Annotated in this window: 15 protein-coding genes; 7 read left to right on the forward strand and 8 right to left on the reverse strand. The window is 68.1% G+C overall.

Going from position 1 to position 17,707, the window contains the following annotated elements; genetic code table 11:
* Nucleotides 1-9: 9 nt before the first annotated feature.
* The 3 genes from KF907_RS03385 to KF907_RS03395 form a co-directional block, all read right to left on the reverse strand.
* On the reverse strand, nucleotides 10-366 hold the full coding sequence (locus KF907_RS03385; RefSeq protein WP_291218195.1) for a hypothetical protein: 357 nt from the start codon (nucleotides 364-366) through the stop codon (nucleotides 10-12).
* Nucleotides 347-1,129, reverse strand: a complete 783-nt coding sequence (locus tag KF907_RS03390) for a 3-hydroxybutyrate dehydrogenase (protein WP_291218197.1) — start codon at nucleotides 1,127-1,129, stop codon at nucleotides 347-349. Before KF907_RS03390 ends, KF907_RS03385 begins: the two co-directional genes overlap by 20 nt.
* A 230-nt stretch (nucleotides 1,130-1,359) precedes the next feature.
* The gene (locus KF907_RS03395; RefSeq protein ID WP_291218199.1) at nucleotides 1,360-2,742 is read right to left on the reverse strand and encodes a sigma-54-dependent transcriptional regulator; all 1,383 of its coding nucleotides are present in this window, start codon (nucleotides 2,740-2,742) and stop codon (nucleotides 1,360-1,362) included.
* 143 nt (nucleotides 2,743-2,885) lie between these two features.
* On the opposite strand from KF907_RS03395, the gene fabR reads away from it, so the two are divergent.
* Nucleotides 2,886-3,533, forward strand: a complete 648-nt coding sequence (gene fabR, locus KF907_RS03400) for an HTH-type transcriptional repressor FabR (protein ID WP_291218201.1) — start codon at nucleotides 2,886-2,888, stop codon at nucleotides 3,531-3,533.
* Nucleotides 3,534-3,616: 83 nt separating this feature from the next.
* Here the strand turns inward: fabR and KF907_RS03405 are convergent, their stop codons facing one another.
* Nucleotides 3,617-5,023, reverse strand: a complete 1,407-nt coding sequence (locus KF907_RS03405; RefSeq protein WP_291218203.1) for a hypothetical protein — start codon at nucleotides 5,021-5,023, stop codon at nucleotides 3,617-3,619.
* Between the two features lie 331 nt (nucleotides 5,024-5,354).
* Nucleotides 5,355-6,353 carry a chorismate transformation FkbO/Hyg5 family protein gene (locus KF907_RS03410; protein ID WP_291218205.1) on the reverse strand — a complete coding sequence of 333 codons (999 nt, stop codon included), beginning with the start codon at nucleotides 6,351-6,353 and terminating at the stop codon, nucleotides 5,355-5,357.
* A gap of 94 nt (nucleotides 6,354-6,447) precedes the next feature.
* Here KF907_RS03410 and KF907_RS03415 point away from each other — a divergent pair, with 94 nt between their 5' ends.
* Nucleotides 6,448-6,738, forward strand: a complete 291-nt coding sequence (locus tag KF907_RS03415) for a phosphopantetheine-binding protein (protein WP_291218207.1) — start codon at nucleotides 6,448-6,450, stop codon at nucleotides 6,736-6,738.
* 165 nt (nucleotides 6,739-6,903) lie between these two features.
* On the opposite strand, the gene KF907_RS03420 is transcribed toward KF907_RS03415, so the two are convergent.
* From KF907_RS03420 to KF907_RS03430, 3 genes are all read right to left on the reverse strand, one after another.
* Nucleotides 6,904-7,581 (reverse strand): 4'-phosphopantetheinyl transferase family protein, encoded by a 678-nt coding sequence (locus tag KF907_RS03420; RefSeq protein ID WP_291218208.1) that lies wholly within the window; start codon nucleotides 7,579-7,581, stop codon nucleotides 6,904-6,906.
* A gap of 210 nt (nucleotides 7,582-7,791) precedes the next feature.
* Complete coding sequence (locus KF907_RS03425) at nucleotides 7,792-8,454, reverse strand: ankyrin repeat domain-containing protein (RefSeq protein WP_291218210.1); 663 nt, start codon at nucleotides 8,452-8,454, stop codon at nucleotides 7,792-7,794.
* Between the two features lie 137 nt (nucleotides 8,455-8,591).
* Nucleotides 8,592-10,361, reverse strand: coding sequence for a Tle-like phospholipase domain-containing protein (locus KF907_RS03430; protein ID WP_291218212.1), 1,770 nt, complete (start codon nucleotides 10,359-10,361; stop codon nucleotides 8,592-8,594).
* A 44-nt stretch (nucleotides 10,362-10,405) separates the two neighbouring features.
* Here KF907_RS03430 and KF907_RS03435 point away from each other — a divergent pair, with 44 nt between their 5' ends.
* The 5 genes from KF907_RS03435 to KF907_RS03455 all read left to right on the forward strand — a co-directional run bounded on the left by KF907_RS03435 (nucleotide 10,406) and on the right by KF907_RS03455 (nucleotide 17,623).
* Complete coding sequence (locus KF907_RS03435; RefSeq protein ID WP_291218214.1) at nucleotides 10,406-13,915, forward strand: PAS domain-containing hybrid sensor histidine kinase/response regulator; 3,510 nt, start codon at nucleotides 10,406-10,408, stop codon at nucleotides 13,913-13,915.
* Between the two features lie 137 nt (nucleotides 13,916-14,052).
* Nucleotides 14,053-14,685, forward strand: a complete 633-nt coding sequence (locus KF907_RS03440) for a ParA family protein (protein WP_291218217.1) — start codon at nucleotides 14,053-14,055, stop codon at nucleotides 14,683-14,685.
* 57 nt (nucleotides 14,686-14,742) lie between these two features.
* Nucleotides 14,743-15,222: a SixA phosphatase family protein gene (locus tag KF907_RS03445; RefSeq protein WP_291220230.1), complete on the forward strand. Its 480-nt coding sequence runs from the start codon at nucleotides 14,743-14,745 to the stop codon at nucleotides 15,220-15,222.
* Entirely contained in the window at nucleotides 15,213-15,809 is a 597-nt protein-coding gene (locus KF907_RS03450; RefSeq protein ID WP_291218219.1) for a YceI family protein, read from the forward strand. Before KF907_RS03445 ends, KF907_RS03450 begins: the two co-directional genes overlap by 10 nt.
* A complete protein-coding gene (locus KF907_RS03455; RefSeq protein WP_291218221.1) occupies nucleotides 15,806-17,623 on the forward strand; it encodes a phospholipase D family protein in 1,818 nt (605 codons plus the stop codon). The genes KF907_RS03450 and KF907_RS03455 overlap by 4 nt, the downstream gene beginning before the upstream one ends.
* Nucleotides 17,624-17,707 lie beyond the last annotated feature (84 nt).

A 17,707-nucleotide genomic window follows, 5' to 3' on the forward strand; every position in this document is an offset into this window, starting at 1 on the left:
CGCCGTGCTTCAGGTCGCGCCGCCCGCGCGCTGCAGACGGCGCAGGAACACGCGCATTTCCTTCGCCGCCTGCACGTCGCCACGCGCCTCGGCGACGTTCACGCCCTGCATCCACGCGGCCTGCGCACCGGCCGTGTCGCCTGCATCGGCCAGGGCGCGACCGAGCAGCTTCCATGCCGCCGAATAGACCGGATCGAAGCCGACCGCCGCGCGCAGTTCCGCCGCCGCGGCCGCTGCATCCCCGGCAGCAAGCAGCGCATTGCCGAGCGAGAAGCGCAGCAGTGCACCATCACGCGGACCACCGAGCTGGGCACGCAGGCGTTCGATGTGCGCGCCGCTGTCCACGCTACTGCATGTGCCAGCCATGGCTGACCGTGAGGCTCTGCCCGGTCAGCGCGTTGGTCTCGAAGGCGGCGAGAAACAATGCGACGTTGGCGACATCGTCGACCGTGGTGAACTCGGCATCCACGGTGTCCTTGAGCATGATGTTCTTCACCACGTCGGCTTCGCTGATGCCGAACTCCTTCGCCTGTTCCGGGATCTGCTTTTCCACCAGCGGCGTGCGCACGAAGCCCGGACAGATGACGTTGGCACGCACTCCTTTCGGCCCGCCTTCCTTGGCCAGCGTGCGGGCGAGGCCGAGCAGGCCGTGCTTGGCGGTGACGTACGGCGCCTTGAGCTTCGAGGCGAGATGCGAATGCACCGAGCCCATGTAGATGACCGCCCCGCCCTGGCCGCGCCGGTACATGTCTTTGAGGCAGGCGCGCGTGGTCAGGAAGGCCCCATCAAGATGGATGGCGAGCATCCTTTTCCATTCGTCGTAGCTGAACTCCTCGAGCGGCTTGACGATCTGGATGCCGGCATTGGAAACGAGGATGTCGACCTTGCCGAAGGCGGCGATGGTCGCGGCGACGCCGGCCTCGACCTCGGCCTCGCTGGTCACGTCCATCTTCACGCCGATCGCCTTGCCACCGGCCGCGCTGATCGCCGCGGCCGCGGCATTCGACGCATCGAGGTTGAGGTCGGCGATCGCGACCGCCGCGCCGTGCTGCGCATATACCTCAGCGATGCGCTTGCCGATGCCGCTTGCCGCACCTGTGACGAGCGCGACCTTGCCGTTCAATGTCATGGGAATCTCCGTTGGCAGGATGGATCAGTCCCGGCAGCGCGCGCCGGGACGAATGGACACGCAGCGAATCACGGCGGCCGAGGTGGCGTCCATTGTCCGAACGGACAAGGGATGTTCTCTGATTGATCCCACAACGGCGTCACCGTCCTGTGCCGGCGCAGATCGAGGCGCGACGGCGAAGGCAGACTGGCCTGCTGTCGAGCCGGCGCAGCGCCGAGCGGCGCCCACGTTCAGTCCTCGCGCCCGGCCAGTTTCGGATCGACGCCGAGATCCTTGAGCTTGCGGTAGAGGTGGGTGCGTTCCATTCCGACCATCTTGGCGAGGCGGCCGACGCTGCCTCCGGCTTCGCCGAGCTGGTGCAGCAGGTAGGCGCGCTCGAACTGCTCGCGCGCCTCTCGCAGTGGCAGGGCGAAGTCGATGTCGAGCGCACGGCCCGGCGCGACCTTCTCCGGCATTGCCGCGGCCTGACCGAGCGCGAGCTCGACTTCCTCGAGGCCGATCTCCGGCGCGTTGCCAAGGATCAGCAGGCGCTGCACCAGGTTGCGCAGCTCGCGCAGGTTGCCGGGCCACGGATGGTTGCGCAGGCGGTTCTGCACCACCACCGGGAACAGCCGGTACGGCAGCTTGTCGCGATTGGCGAAGAAATCGGCGTAGTAGCGCAGCAATTCTGGAATGTCCTCGATGCGCTCGCGCAGTGGCGGCACGGCCAGCGGGACCACGCGGATCTGGTAGTAGAGATCCTCGCGGAAACGTCCGGCCTTCACCGCTGCGTCGAGATCGTGCGTGGTCGAGGCGATCACGCGCAGGTCGACCGGCACCGCCTCGTGTCCGCCACAACGCAACAGCGCGCGCTGGGCGAACACGCTGGCCAGGCGCAGTTGCAGTTCAGGATCGAGGTCGGCGACTTCCTCGAGGAACAGCGTGCCGCCGTTGGCCTGCTCGATCAGGCCGTACTGCACATTGCCGCCATCGTCGCTGCCGAACAGCGCCGCCGCGGCATGATCAGGCGCGATCGAACCCGGCGTGACGGTGACGAACGGCCCGGCCCGGCGTGCGCTGCGCTCGTGCAGCCAACGCGCCAGTGCCTTCTTGTCGGTGCCCGGCTCACCCTGCACGAGGATCCATGCATCGTGGCCGGCGAGGCGTTCAGCCTGCGCGCGCAGGCCCTGCATGGCACGGCTGCTCGCCACCGGATCGAGCGGCACCAGCTGGTTGCGCAGGCCCTCGTTCTCGCGGCGCAGCCGGCTCGCCTCGAGCGCGCGCTCGATGGTCAGCAGCAGCTTGGCGAGCGAGATCGGCTTCTCGACGAAATCGTAGGCGCCGAGCCGCGTCGCTTCGACCGCGGTCTCCACCGTGCCGTGCCCGCTCATCATGATGACCGGACACGGCAGGCCGCCGCGCTCGCTCCACTCACGCAGCAGGCTGATCCCGTCGAGGTCGGGCATCCAGATGTCGAGCAGCACCAAGTCCGGGCGCTGGCCGCGCCGTGCCTCGCGCGCGGCGGCGGCCGATTCGGCCGTGGTCACCGCATAGCCTTCCTCTTCGAGGATCTCCTTGACGAGGTTGCGGATGTCGGGCTCGTCGTCGACCACGAGGATGCGTGCCGAGGTCATGGGCCGTGTCGGTTGCGAAAATGAGACAGAGAGCATACCCGAAGCGGGCGAAGCGCAGGCGGCGCGCACCGGAGGGCCAAACCTGCCGCCGCGGCGCGGTTTGCGCCATGATGTCGAGGTCCGTTTGCCGTTCCGAGTGGCCCATGAGCGACCGTTCTGCACCCTCGCACCCCGATCCACGCCCCGGCCGCAGGCCATCGATCACGCGCGAGGACCTGATCGCTGCTGCGCTGGCGCTGGTCGGTCCGAACCGCAGCGTGTCGACGCTCGGCTTGCGCGAGGTCGCGCGCGAAGCACGTATCGCGCCGAACAGCTTCTATCGCCATTTCCGCGACGTCGACGAACTCGCCGTGACCCTGATCGAACGCGCCGGCAGCTCGCTGCGCGCCGTGATCGGGCAGGCCCGCCACCGGGCAAGCTCGGGGCGCAGCGTGGTGCGCAACTCGGTCGAAGTGTTCTTCGAGCAGTTCCGCACCGACGACAAGTTGCTGCACCTGCTGCTGCGCGAGGGCCTCGCCGGTTCCGACGAGTTCAAGCAGGCGGTCGATGCGCAGTTGCGCTACTTCGAGGAAGAGTTGCGCGTGGATCTGATCCGGCTTGCCGAAGTCACCGGCGTGCCGCTGCACGAACCTGCGCTGGTCGCGCGGGCCATCACGCGCCTGGTGTTCGCCGTGGGTGCCAGCGCCATGGACTTGCCGCGCGAGCGCGATGCCGAGCAGATCGAGCAGTTGACGACGATGGTCAAGATGATTGTCGTCGGCGCCCGCGCCATGCATGCCAAGACCGGTTGAGAGCGCCGGCACCGGAAGGAGCGCCGGCGCCGGCGATCACGCGCCCCGCTCGGGCCGACATGGCCGCAGCGGGCTATCGGTGACTACTGCGCACCGCAGTGCGGTGCGTGCGCCCAGTACACCGCGTCGCCACAGCGGCCCGTATAGATGCTGTAGTACTGCCCGTGCACGGCGCGCACCTGCACCGACGAATCGTCGTGGCAGTTGTGATGGCCAATCCGGCCGATGGCCCAGTAGGGCGTTGCACAGGTGTGCCCACCCGCATCCGAGCGGCGCGAAGGCAGCAGGTAGTAGTGCCCGCGCGGCCCCGTGTAGCTGCACTTGCGGGACATGTTGCTCGCATTCGCACAGGCACCGTGGTTGCAGAAGCTGATCCAGCCCTGGAACGTCCGCACGTTCGAGACGGGATTGTTGTAGCGGTATTTGGCGACCCGTGTGGCCGAGTGTTCGGCGAGGACGAGGAACGGCTTGCGCCAGACCTCGATGGCGGTCTGGTAAAGACCGGCGGCGAGCAGCTGGTTGGATGCATCGGCACGCTCCGGCAGCAGGTTGCTCGCCAGGCTCTGCGCCAGGCGCTGCATCGACGCCTGCTCGGCCTGGTGGCTCAGGGTCACGCCCTGGGTCGTCCTGCCGCTGTAGGCGAGCGCGTTCAGCGCGGTCGCGGCGCGGCCAAAGTCCGCGGCGAGGTCGTGGTGGCTGCGCTCGTTCTCGAGTTCCATGTCGTCGGACCAGTCCTTCGGCACACGGTCGCCACCGAGTTCCGCACCGAGCACGTAGCCATCGGCCGCCTTCACCAACACGTAGGCATCGATACGGCCCATGTTGCCGTGCTCATCGGGTTCGTCGGCGATGAATTCCTGCTTGCTGCGCAGAACGATGCCGTTGCCAAGGCTCGCCTCGAGCATGCCGCCGTCCGCACGGGCGGCCTGCACGTCGCGCATCGAACGCATGTAGAAATCGGCGACCTGCGCGTCACTGGCGACTTCCGTGAAGCGTGCATCGAGCGAGGCACGCAGCGGGAAGTTCGCCGCGGCGGTGTCCGCGGCCTGGCGGGCGAGATCGGCGAGCGCGGATTTCTCGACGGTCAGGGCGGCATGCAGGTCGGCCGCACCCAGCGCCCGGCCGAGTCCGGTCAGCTGGCGGGCATGCACATAGCCCTCGCTCGCGTCGAACTCGCCGGATATTGGCGTCCGTTGCCCGTCCAGCGGTTCGCCGGCGATTGCCACGGTGCGCGCCTCGGCATCGACGATGCGCAGGCTCAGGGCGCCGGCAGCGCCCGTCGCATCGAGCGACCTGCGCGCCTCGAAGTAGAGTTCGGCGCCGTTGCCGCCATAGACACCGGCCACACCGAGTTCAGGATCGGCGAGGAAAAAGCGGATGTCGGGTGATTGTTTGACGCCCGGATCGGACGCGGCGACGACGGTCGTTGCAGTGAGGGCCATTCCGATGGCCAGCGCAATGCTTCCTGCGATCTTGCCCATGCGATTCATGTCTGACTCCCCATAGGACTGTCGGTTGGATGAACGGGACAACACCCCGCTGAGTCGGGTCGCGCACTCCGGTCCCGATGCCGATCGGGCGAGCCATGGATCGGACTGGCGACCAACTCATGCACAACTGTACATGAATTGGACAGTTGTGCATCTTGCGCTGCCGCATTCGCAGGACCGTCAAATGACTCCTTTTTGAACAATAGGTTAGATGCCTGGCCCGGGGTCGACGCGGGCAAGTAGAGGCATGCTGAGCGGATTGGTCCGTGCACGGCGAGCCAGCAACGATGCGCTCACGCGACGCCGTGGCACGGGCGCCGCGCGACCGGACTCAACCGTCGACGCCGTCGATCTCGACGCGCAGTTCGCGCCGGCAGATGTCGCCGGCGAGCAGGACCAGACCGCCGAGGCGTGGATGGCGCGTACGGACGAGCCGCTCGACCAGGGCCGCTTCGCCGACCTCGCGCACATAGGCCTTGAGCACGGTGTGTTCGCCGATGTCGGCGGCGCTGCCACGCTGGGCGACGGCGAACAACTGGTCGAGGTTGAGCAGGGTTTCCGACACCTGGGCGGCGGTGTCGCCGACATGTTGCGAGGCATGGCCGACTACGGCCGCCGTGCCGGACAGCAGCAGCTGGTCGGCGGCGGTCACCGCGGCGCGCGCGAAGGTGGGCGCGGTCGGGCCGTATTCGCGCGGATAGCGCCAGGCGCTGAGCTGGCGCGGATTCTCCACCGCGCGCCCCGGCGCACGCGCGGCCAGGCCGTAGACCTGCAGGCGGCGCACGCCATCGCGTCGGCCGATCGCGGTGGCTGCGGAAAAACCGTTGCGTGCACGTTCGCCGAGGCCACGCGCGCGACCCGTGCAGAAATGGCGATAACGCTCGTCGTCGCCCTCGCCCTCGTTGATCGCATCGAGGTAGTTCCACAGGCGCAGCACCTGCGCGGGTGCACCGCCGTCGAGGGCGTGGCGGTCGAGCGTTGCCGTGACTGCACGATAGGCCTGCTCGGCCGCCGCGGTCAGGCCGCCGGCTTCGGCTTCGTCGACCTCGATGGCGAAGAACAGGTAGTCGCCATCGCTGCTCCAGCGCAGCGCGCCATCGAAACCCGAACGCACCGGCGCGCGCCCGCGCCACACTTCGACGACCTCGTCGCCGAGCGCTTCGAGGCCGACCGCGACGAGGCGCGGATCGTGCGTGCCGCACACGCCGAAGGCGATCACCGCCAGCACATCGGTATCGCCGAGCGCCTGTTCGACCGGCACGCGTTCGTAGCCCACACGCAGACGCGGCAGCGCGGCGGCCAAAGGTCCGGTGTTCGCGGGCAGATGCACGTGGAGGCGGGATCGGGCGGTGGAGAAAGGCGCGGATGATACACTGCGCCCGCCCCGCACCCTGGCCGAAAACCTCACAGAAGGCAGCATCCACGTGACCGAATCCCAGCCAGCAACGGCGCAGACCACGGCCGAACGCGAGCTTGCAGAACTCCTCGTCAGCAGCCTCAACATCGACTGGGTGGGTGCCGACGCCATCGACCCGGAAGCGCCATTGTTCGGCGCCGGCGACCTCGGCCTCGACTCGATCGACGCCCTCGAACTGGCCCTTGCCGTATCCAAGCGATACGGCTTCCAGTTGCGCTCGGACAATCCCGAGAACCGCCAGATCTTCGGCAGCCTGCGTGCGCTTGCGCAGCACATCGAACAGCACCGCTCAAGCTAGGGATGTTCCAATCAATCCCTCAACGGCGTCACCGTCCTGTGCGGGCGCAGCGCGGCGTGCGCGGCTCACCCAGGCAACCAGCCCGGACTTCGCCACGCCCACCCCGCTGCGAACCTTGCGGATGTCATGACGCCAATGCGGGATTGATCCGAGCATCCCTCGCCCCTAAAGCCTGGCCCCTGCCCTGAAAGCACGCACGCGCAGAGCATCGCCACGCCAAGCAACCGCCCCCGCATGCGCGCCGCCGGCGTCGAAGCGTGCGACGTGCCAGTCGCTGACGTGGCCGGCTTCGGCGGCGATTTCGGCCAGCGCCCGGGGCCCGTCGCGGTCAAGTTCGAAGCGCAGGCGGTCAAGGCCGAAGGCGAGACCGCGACCGAGGGCCTTGAGCACGGCTTCCTTGCAGGTCCACAGGTCGACGAAGGCCGCGTGCAGCGCTTCGGCATCATCGATGCCGGACAGTGCGCGCGCCTCGTCGCCGGCGAAGAAGCGCGTGGCGAGATCGAGCGGCGCCGCGCGCCGGTGCGCGGTTTCGACATCGACACCGACCGCGTGGCGGCGCGCAAAGGCCAGGGCGATGCGTTCGCCGCCGTGACTCAGGTTGAAATGCGGATGCCCGCCGTCGAGCGCGAACGGCTTGCCGTGTGTATCGCGCGCCAGCGCGGGCGGTTCGGTATTGCCGGCATAGGCACCGAGCAGGCGGCCGAGTTCGGCATGCGCAAGCGCCGACATCGCGCGCGGCGACAGGCCGGGCGGGCGCTCGAACAGCCACAGGTGCAGTTCATCCTCGCCGAGCGCCGGTGGCGTCGCCGTGGTCTCGAAATCGCTGGCGACGATGCGCTGCATGCGCCCATGCTTGCGGGTGGCGTGGGCGCGGTCAAGGGAGCGCCGACGCTGTGCCGCGCGAGCCCGCAGTGCCGGTCGCATCGTGATGTCGGCAGATTCCGTCCCGATGGCATCCGGACCGATGCGACCGGACGCGGCCGTCACGCGCAGTGCGCGCCCGCAGGGGTGTCCGCGACGCGGCAGGTGCCCCGCACCCGCTGCATGCAGACCTCAGTCAACGGCCTGCACCAGCGCGCCCAGTGGGATGTCGTGCGCCTTCAGCCAGGCGACGATCTGCCGCCGCTCGGCCTTGGCGCGATCGCTGAGCACGCGCCGGTTGAAGGCGAAGTAGTAGTCCTGGAACGTGGCGCCGCCGGCGTTCTTCGCCAGCGGGTTCGCGCCGCGCTCGAGCAACAGCAGGATGGTCGCGCCGGCGTTGGTCCGGCCGGCAATATGCAAGGCGGTGTCGTGCTTGAAATCGGTGGCCCTGGGGTCGGCGCCGGCGTCGAGCAGGATCGCGATCTGTTCGGGATTCTGGCCGAGGATGGCCTGCATCAGCGGCGTGCTGCCAGTGTGGGCATTGGCCAGGCACGGATTTCCGCCGTGTTCGAGCACGGCGCGCAGCAGTGCGGGGTTGGCTGCGAACGCCGCCGCGTGCACGGGTGTCTCGCCGCCGCCGCCGGGGCGGTTGGGATCGGCGCCGAGCTCCAACAGAGCGTGCACGCTGTCGGCCTGATTGGCGCCGATGGCCGCGACCAGCAGCGTGGCACCATCCGTGCCGGGCGTGTCCGGGTGGATGCGCTCGGCATGGCGCCTGATCTCCAGCGTATCGCCACGCATCACCGCGACCGCCAGCGGTGCCAGGTCCGGATTGGAGAAAGGGTCGAGGCTCATGGCGGTGCGGGCGCTTCCCGAGGCGCAGCAAAGGGTCAGGACGAGGATGGCGGCAGGGAGGCCATGCACGGTGTCACGGCTCCCATGCCGCCTGCACCTGGCCAGAGTAGCCGATGCGCCCATCGTGGTGGTGGCGTTCAGCGACCGAACAGGCCCTTGGCGAAGTCGATCACCTTGTCCTTGGCCGCATCGACCACGTCGACGGCCTTCTGTGCGGCCGCGCCGGTCACATTCCAGGTTGCCTCGGCAAAGGTTCCGACTGCATCCGCAACGCCATGGGCCACGTTACCGCCGAAGTCGATCACCCGGGACAGTACGGCCCCCGGCACGCCACCGACACGCTTGTCCAGCGCCTGCGACAGGCTCTCGGCGCCACGGTTCAGGGTGTCGCCGGCGGAGTTCCAGAAGCCTTCGACGAAATCGCCGCCGATGCGGAAGAGGCCTTGTACCGGATTGCCGTTGGCGAAATCGGTACGGATCACCTCGCCGGCATCACTGATGAAATCGTGGGTGTTGATCGCGAAGTCGTCCTTGAGCGGCTCCGGCACCAGATCCTGCAAGGCCTTGCCGGTGTCGATGGGATTGCTGTATCCGGGCTGCCAGGGCTCGCGCTCGATCATTGCCGCGGTCAACGCGTTTGGACTATGGCTGGCCGCTCCATACGCCAGCTTGCCGATATCGCTGAGTACGGGGATCGAACTGTGCCGCATCGATTCCACCAGCCGGTTGATCGCCCAATCGGCCACGCCGGGCAGGTTGGCCTCCACGTCCAGCGTGCGCTCGACCAGGTCGTGCCGGGCCAGCAGGCCGGGTTCGACCACGATCGGCGTGCCCAGCGCATCCGGTGCCACCAGGCCGACGACCCCGGTCTCCTGCACCTGGGTGAGTAGATCCGACTTCAGCGAATAGGCGCGGATGCCGCCGTTTTCCGCGTAATCGCGCGCCTGCCCGGGGGTGAAGCCCATGCGTGCCAGCGTATTGGGATGGATGCCGGAGGCGTCGAACGTGACTGCCGGGATGTCGGCGGCCAGCGAACCCACCGCGGCCAGGCCGCCGCCCTGCGAATGGCCGGTGATGGCCAGGTTGGTCGGCGTGGCCGAATCTGCGAACAAGCGCTTGAACTCCATCGCGGTGTTGACCGCGGTGCCGCTGAACTTGTCATCCACGCCGTGCGTGGTGAAACCCGTGCCCTGGGTGAAGTTGTTGTTCCAGTCGGCCCGACCCTCCGCGGTGCCGCGGTAGGACAGCACGTAGTTGCCGCAGCCATCGGTGTAGATCTCGGCCTTGAACTGCTGCGCCTTGGTCTGCTCGCCGCCGCCGAGGAACTCCTCGCGCCAGGACTGCACCGCCGCGGCCGTCGCCGGGTCGTTCGGCGGCAGGCCCAGCCGCTGGGCGATGTCGGCATCGGAGACCTCGTTCCAGCCTGCCGGCGGGCCGCCACGAGTGCCGTAAACGGCGGTGGCGAGCTGCGACAAGGTCACGTCGAAGGGTTGTGCCTGGGTGCCGCCAGCCACTTCCGCCAGCGTGCTGCCGGCCGGCAACGCATACGGGCCGCCGTCCCCGGCACAGGGACCGGGCTGGGTCAGACACGCAGCCTGGGGGTGGTAGGTCGGCTCCGGCAGCCCGCCGCTGCGGGACTGGACGTCATACTGGGGTGGCGGAGGCGGTGGCGGCGACGGTGCCTGCTGCGGGGGAGAAAGCGTGCTGTTGTCGATCCCGGAAACGTTGAAGGTCATGACACCCGGCTCCGATTGCCACCCACGGCATCGACCATAGCGCGGCGCGAGTGGAGAAACAGCCTGGGGAATACCCTGCCTTGGCGCGGAGTTTTCACAGCGGTTGTTGAGGCGGAACGTCATCCGGTCAGTTCCTCGCCTTCCCCGATCGCCGAATCCGAATTCCAGCACCGAACGCCTACAATCGGGGCGGAGCCGTCCCGGAGCATCGCCGCTTGATTTCGCCGTGGGTCCTGCTGCTGGTCTCGGTCGTCTATGTCGGCGGACTGTTCGCGCTCGCCTACTACGGTGACCGCAAGCCGCTGTATCCGTCGCGCGAATGGCTGCGGCCGATCGTCTACAGCCTTGCCCTGGCCGTGTATTGTTCGTCGTGGACGTTCTACGGCGCGGTCGGTAGTGCGGCGCGTTCGAGTCTTTCGTACCTGCCGATCTACCTCGGCCCGATCCTGCTGTTCGTGCTCGGCTTCGGCCTGTTCCGCCGTCTCGTGCTGATCGCCAAGGAGCAGAAAGTCACCTCGATTGCCGACTTCGTCGGCTCGCGCTTCGGCAAGTCGCATGCGCTCGGCGCGCTGGTCACGATCATCGCGATCACCGCGATCATCCCGTACGTGGCGCTGCAGCTGAAGGCCGTCGCCATGGGCATCGACGTGCTGACCGCGGCCAGTCCGCTCGAGGATCCCCCGCCGCTGCTCGCCGACAGCGCGCTGTACGTGGCCATGCTGCTCGCCGTGTTCGCGATCCTGTTCGGCACGCGCGGCATCGATGCCACCGAGCACCACCACGGCATGATGCTCGCTGTCGCCGCCGAGTCGCTGGTCAAGCTGCTCGCCTTCATCGCTGTCGGCGCCTATGCACTGGTGCATGCCGACGGGTTCGAGGCGTTCGCCGAACCGTTCCGCGGGCAGACGCCGCTGGAACTTCCGACCGGCTTCGTCGCCCAGACCGTGCTCGCCTTCGCCGCGATCTTCTGTCTGCCGCGCCAGTTCCAGGTCGGCGTGGTCGAGTGCGAGAACCCGACCGATCTCGGTCGCGCGCGCTGGATGTTTCCGCTCTATCTGCTGATCATCTGCGCATTGGTGCTGCCGATCGTGCACGCCGGCGCGCAGGCCGCTGCTGGCACCAGCATCGCACCGGATGCCTACGTGTTGTGGTTGCCGATGGCCAATGGTGACCACCTGCTCGCCGTGTTTGCCTACATCGGCGGCTTCTCCGCAGCCACCGGCATGGTCATCGTCGCTTCGGTCGCGCTGGCGACGATGGTCAGCAACGACCTCGTCATGCCGACCCTGCTGCGCATCCGGGCCCTGCACCTGGAGAAGCGCGACGATCTCTCCGGCATCGTGCTCGCGGTGCGCCGCATCGCCATCGTCCTGCTCGCCCTGCTCGCCTTCGCCTACTACCGCTTCACCACGCAGAACCAGAACCTTGCCGCCATCGGCCTGCTCTCGTTCGCCGCGGTCGCGCAGTTCGCGCCGGCGATCATCGGCGGCCTGTACTGGCGCGGGGCGAGCCGGGTCGGCGTCTTCGCCGGTCTGATTGCCGGCTTCGCGGTCTGGGCATACACCTTGTTGTTGCCCTCGTTGGCCCAGGCCGGCTGGATGTCCGGGCAATGGCTCAGCCGCGGTCCTTTCGACATCGGCTGGCTGCAACCACAGGCGTTGTTCCACCTGCACGGCTGGGATGCACTGACGCATGGCACGTTCTGGTCGTTGCTGGCCAATGTCGGCGCTCTGGTGTTCGTGTCGCTGCGCTTCCGCCCGAGCGTCGAGGAACGCCTGCGCGCCGCTGCGTTCCTCAATCCGGGGGCGATGCGCCCGACCCAGGTCAGCGAATGGCGCGGCCGGGTGAGCGTGGGCGACCTGCGCGCGGTGGCGGACCGCATCGTCGGCGAGCGCAACGCCGCGCGCGCCTTCGAGGACTACGAGCAGTCCAGCGGCAAGAAACTGACCGCCGATGCCTCCGCCGACCGCTCCCTGTTGCAGCACACCGAGCGCCTGCTCGCCTCGGCGGTCGGTGCGGCCTCGGCGCGGCGCATGCTGACCACGGCGTTGCGCGGCACAGGCCTCGACCTCTCCGAGGCGGTCGCGTTGCTCGACGAGACCTCGCAGGAGCTGCGCTTCAACCGCGAGCTGCTCGCGGTCACGTTCGAGAACATGATGCAAGGCATCAGCGTGGTCGATGCCGACCTGTGCATCGTCGCTTGGAACCGTCGCTACCTCGACCTGTTCGACTACCCGGAAGGTTTCGTCTACGTCGGTCGTCCCGTCGCCGACCTGATCCTGCACAACGCCGCCAAGGGCCTGCTCGGCGACGAGGATCCGGATGTCTTGCTGCGCAAGCGCCTCGCCCACCTGCGCCTCGGCCGACCGCACGTGTTCGTGCGCTGGCGTCCGGACGGCCGCGTCATCGAGACGCGTGGCGATCCGCTGCCGGGCGGCGGCTATCTGACCACCTTCACCGACATCACCGCCTACAAGCGCGCCGAGCAGGCCCTGATCGAGGCCAACGAGACGCTCGAGCAGCGCGTCGAGCAGCGCACGCATGAACTGAGCGTGGCGCTCGCCGCGCAGGAACAGGCCAAGCGCCAGGCCGAAGCCGCGAACCTGTCGAAGACGCGCTTCCTCGCCGCGGCCAGCCACGACCTGCTGCAACCGCTCAACGCCGCACGCCTGTTCACTTCGGCCCTGCACCACCAGCCCGGGCTCGATGCCGAGGCGGAAACCCTGGTCGAGCGCATCGACACGTCGTTCAAGGCAGCCGAGGATCTGCTCGATGCCCTGCTCGATGCCTCGCGCCTGGATGCTGGCAAGTACCACGCCGAGGTGGCCGACGTGTCCCTGGCCGAGGTCATCGAGCCGTTGAAGAACGCTTTCGCCGTGCAGGCCGCTGCGCGCGGTCTGCGCCTGCGCTTCGTCGACAGCGACGCCTGGGTGCGCACCGATGCGCAGCTGTTGCGCCGCATCCTGCAGAACTTCCTGTCCAATGCGCTGCGCTACACGCGTCACGGCAGTGTCCTGCTCGGGATTCGCTGGCTGTCTCCCGAACGGCTGCGCATCGAGGTGCGCGATTCCGGCCCCGGCATCGCGCCGGACCAGCAGGCTTCGATCTTCGACGAGTTCCGCCGCGGCAGTCAGACATCACCGTGGGGCGAGAAGGGGTTGGGACTTGGCCTGGCGATCTGCGAACGCATGGCGCGGCTGCTCGGACATCGCCTGAGCCTGCGCTCGCAACTCGGTCGCGGCTGCGTGTTCGCCATCGACCTGCCGCGCGTCGCGCCACCGCGCCTGCCCGCACCCAGCCACAGCGAACGCAGCCGCACGGCAGGCATCACCGGTGGCCTGCACGCGCTCTGCCTCGACAACGAACCGGCGATCCTCGAAGGCATGGCCGCCCTGCTCAAGCGCTGGGGCGTCACCTGCGACCTTGCAGAGAACACCCAGGCCGCCCTGGAGGCCGTGCGTCGCCGTCGCCCCGACCTGATCCTTGCCGACTACCATCTCGACGGCAGCGAGGACGGCCTCTCCGCACTCGCCACGTTGCGGGCGGCCTGCCAACCGGCGCCGCCCGGCGCCCTCGTCACCGCCGACAACAGCCCCGAACTGACCACCCAGGTCCGCGAACTCGGCCACGTGCTGCTGCGCAAGCCCGTCAAGCCGGCGGCGCTGCGCGCGGTCATCGCGCAACTGGGCCGCAAAGGGCAGGGCGGGGAGCAAGGGATGCCCTGATCAATCCCGCAATGGCGTCATGACATCCCAAGGGATGCACGGCACGAGACGCGCATCCGGCCGGCGGCAGACCCCTGCCTATTCCCCATTCCCTGCTTCACCGGTACCCTCAGCCGCGCAAACCCGCGGAGGCCGACATGCTCAAGGTGCTGGTGGCGAGTTCCAAGGGAGGATGCGGCAAGAGCACCATCGCCACGCATCTGGCCGCCTACTACGCCCTGAAGGGCAAGGCGACCGTGCTCGCCGATGCCGACCGTCAGGGTTCGAGCAGCCGTTGGTGCGCGAAGCGCGCGCTGCTCGCCAGCGCCGTGCTGCCGGTCGACGCCACGCGCAGCGGCTGGCTGCAACGGATTCCAGCCGACGCCGAACACGTCATCATCGACACCGGTGCCGGCGTGCGTGCCAGCGAGATCTCCGAGTACATCGACGATGTCGATGCCATCGTCGTGCCGGTGCTGCCCTCGACGATCGATCTCGAAGCAACCGGCCCCTTCCTCGCCGACCTTGCCCGCGTGCCGCGGGTCAAGCGCGGCAAGGTGCCGGTCGGCCTCGTCGCCAACCGCACCAAGCCCTGGACCAACGCGACCCAGTCGGCGCTCGAAGCGATGCGCGACCTGCCCTTCCCGCTGGTTGCCACCCTGCGTGACTCGCAGGCCTACGTGCTCATGACCGGTCTCGGCAAGAGCCTGTTCGACTACCACTCCGAGAACGTGCGCGCGCACCAGGATGACTGGCAGAAGTTGTTGCGCTGGCTGAAGAAGGCTGGCTGACGCGTCGCCGCGGCTTGCGGCATGATGGTGGCCCCGCATGCCGGAGTTCCCATGTCGATCCGCCAGCTCATCCTCCTGCGGCATGCGCATGCCGAACCGCCGGCACCGGACCAGTCCGATGCCGAGCGTCCGCTCACCGAGGGTGGCCAGCGCGAGGCGACCGCCGCGGCCGCTTGGCTCGCCGCACATGACGTGCAGCCCGATGTCGTGCTGTGCTCGCCGGCCCGACGCACGCGCGAGACCGCCATTTCGATCGTCGACGTGCTCGGCGCCGCTGATGCCCTGCGCTTCGAGCCGCGCATCTACGAAGCCACGCCGGCGACCCTGATCGACCTGCTCGACGAACACGCGAACGCCGACTGCGTGCTGCTGGTCGGCCACAATCCCGGGCTGGAAACCCTGGTCGCCCTGCTCACCGACGGCACTTCCGACAGTGGCCGTGGCATGCCGCCCGGTTCGATCGCGTGGCTGCATGTGGATGCCGACAGCGCGCTCGAGCCTGGTGCGGCGAACCTGCGGCATTTCTGGTGGCCTTGAAGGCGTACGCGAGACTGGCTGTCGCCTGCCTGCTGGCGGCATCGCCGCTCGCGGCGATGGCGGGATCACTGGATGAGGTGATCCTGTTCGACAGCGCGCGCTCGCACGCCGAATTCAAGGTCAGGGTACTGTGGATGTTCGATGTCGAAGGCCGCTTCGGCCATGTGTACGGCCATGTGCGGCTCGACCGTGGCGCCGGCAGCGGCGTCGTCGATGCGCGCATCGATGCCAACGCGGTGAAGATGCGCCGCAGCGGCATGGAGGACTGGGTCAAGTCGGCGGAGTTCTTCGATGTCGCCCGCCATCCGGAGATCCGCTTCCTGTCCGATCCCTTCCCGCTGGAGCGCCTTACCGAAGGTGGCAGTCTGCCCGGTTCACTCGCCCTGCGCGGCATCCGTGGTCGGGTCGTGTTCGACGTGCGGCCCGCGACCTGCGCCCGGCCCGGCGTCGAATGCGCGGTCGAGGCAACCGGAATCCTGCGGCGCGGCGTGTTCGGCATGCGTTCGCGCAAGGGCACCCTGGCCGACAAGGTCGAATTGCAGCTGGCGGTGTGGACCGACCCGGCGACCCCAGGCATCGCACCGTGACCGGAAGCCTCGCACGACTCCTGGCCATCGCCTGCGTCGCCCTGGCCTTCACTGGTTGCTCGGTCAACCGCCAGCTTGCGCGCCAGGCCGACGCGATCGTCGCCAACTCGCGGCTGGCGAGCGTCGATTGCGACCGAGCCGACCGCTGCGCGATCGGAACCCCGCTGCGCGCACTGGCCGAGCAGGCGCGTATGGACAGCACGGCCGAGCGGCCAACTCATTACGTCAACCTGCTCGAGCTCGGCGAGGACGCCCTGCTGCTGCGCGTGCACCTGATCCGCGCCGCGCGGGAGAGCATCGACATCCAGACCTTCATCTGGGCCGACGACGATGCCGGTCGCCTGCTGCTCGACGAGCTGCTCGCCGCCGCGCGTCGCGGCGTGCGCGTGCGCATCATCGCCGACCAGCTGTTCTCGCTGGAGGATGCCGAGCTGCTGTCGCGGCTCGCGCGCATCCATGCGAACTTCGAGGTGCGCATCTACAACCCGACCTTCCACAAGGCGGTTACGCATCCGATCGAGTTCGCCGCAAGCATCCTGTGCTGCTTCCGTCGCTTCAACCAGCGCATGCACAACAAGCTGTTCCTGGTCGACGACATGTTCGGCATCGCCGGCGGGCGCAACCACCAGAACCGCTATTTCGACTGGGACCACGAGTTCGATTACCGCGATCGCGACGTGCTCGTCACCGGGCCGGTGGCCGGACGCGCGATGGCGCAATCGTTCGAGAAGTTCTGGGCGTACCGGCGCGCAGTGCCGCTGACCCGCCTCAACGATGTCAACAGCCGCATCGTCGCCGAGGCCGATGCCTCCCTCGATCTGCCAGCGCCCACGCGCTCGGCCGATCCGGAACGCGTACGCCAGCTCGAGGCGGATGCCGACGATGCCGATGTGATCACCCGACGCTTCGTTGACGAAGCACTGCGCGTCGGCCGAGCCGACTACTTCTCGGACGATCCCGAGAAACAGGACGACGCCGCCGATGCCAATCGCCAGCTCGGCGAGCAGATCTCCCGCCTGATCGTCGGCACGCGCGAACGCCTGGTCGTGCAGACCCCTTACCTCGTCATCAGCAAGCGTGCGCGCAAGGTGTTCCGCGAACTTCGCGAACGTACCGAGCCACCGCGCGTGATCGTCTCGACCAACTCGCTGGCGGCAACCGACGCGTTCTACGTCTACGCGCTGTCGCACAAGTACAAGAAGCGCTACCTCAAGCTCGGCTTCCGCATTCACGAGTTCAAGCCGTTTCCCGGAGACGCCGCCAAACTCGTCGCCGGTTACGACCAGCTCGTCGGCGGCCCTGGCAGCGATGGCTACCAGCGCTACGGGCGCGCGCCGGTCAGCGCTCATGGCGTGCGCCTCGGCATGCACGCAAAATCGATCGTCATCGATCGTCACATCACCCTGATCGGCTCGCACAACTTCGACCCACGCTCGGACGACTACAACACCGAGTCGGGCTTCATCTTTGACGACCGCGCGCTGGCCGCGCGCATCGAAGCTGCGATCCTGCGCGACACCGAACCGCAGAACGCCTGGACGATCGCCAAGCGTCCGCGCACGAATCTCATCCACCGCATCAACAACGCGATCGCCGACTTCTCGACCGCGTTGCCGCTGTTCGACTTCTGGCCGTTCCGCTATGCCACCAGCTACGAATTGAACGACGGCTGCCGTCCGCTGCCGCCCAACGATCCCGGCTTCTACGACTGCTACACGGCGGTCGGCGACTTTCCGCAGGTCGACCTGCCGATGAAGACGATCTACACGCGCATCGCCACCGCCTTCGGCGCTGCGGCGGTGGGGATTTTGTAGCCCTGAGGCCGGGAATGGGGGATGAGGAATGGGAGAGCTGGGCGCAAAGCGCGGCTGAGGCCTGTTTCAAACCATCCCCCATTC

Source organism: Dokdonella sp. (genome assembly GCF_019634775.1).
GTDB lineage: Bacteria > Pseudomonadota > Gammaproteobacteria > Xanthomonadales > Rhodanobacteraceae > Dokdonella.

Excerpts from the sequence above, each read along its gene's own strand:
- KF907_RS03395 (WP_291218199.1), bottom strand. The coding sequence starts at position 2,742 with ATGACCTCGGCACGCATCCTCGTGGTCGACGACGAGCCCGACATCCGC.
- KF907_RS03420 (WP_291218208.1), bottom strand. The coding sequence starts at position 7,581 with ATGCAGCGCATCGTCGCCAGCGATTTCGAGACCACGGCGACGCCACCG.
- KF907_RS03385 (WP_291218195.1), bottom strand. The coding sequence starts at position 366 with ATGGCTGGCACATGCAGTAGCGTGGACAGCGGCGCGCACATCGAACGC.
- fabR (WP_291218201.1), top strand. The coding sequence starts at position 2,886 with ATGAGCGACCGTTCTGCACCCTCGCACCCCGATCCACGCCCCGGCCGC.
- KF907_RS03405 (WP_291218203.1), bottom strand. The coding sequence starts at position 5,023 with ATGAATCGCATGGGCAAGATCGCAGGAAGCATTGCGCTGGCCATCGGA.
- KF907_RS03440 (WP_291218217.1), top strand. The coding sequence starts at position 14,053 with ATGCTCAAGGTGCTGGTGGCGAGTTCCAAGGGAGGATGCGGCAAGAGC.
- KF907_RS03425 (WP_291218210.1), bottom strand. The coding sequence starts at position 8,454 with ATGAGCCTCGACCCTTTCTCCAATCCGGACCTGGCACCGCTGGCGGTC.
- KF907_RS03390 (WP_291218197.1), bottom strand. The coding sequence starts at position 1,129 with ATGACATTGAACGGCAAGGTCGCGCTCGTCACAGGTGCGGCAAGCGGC.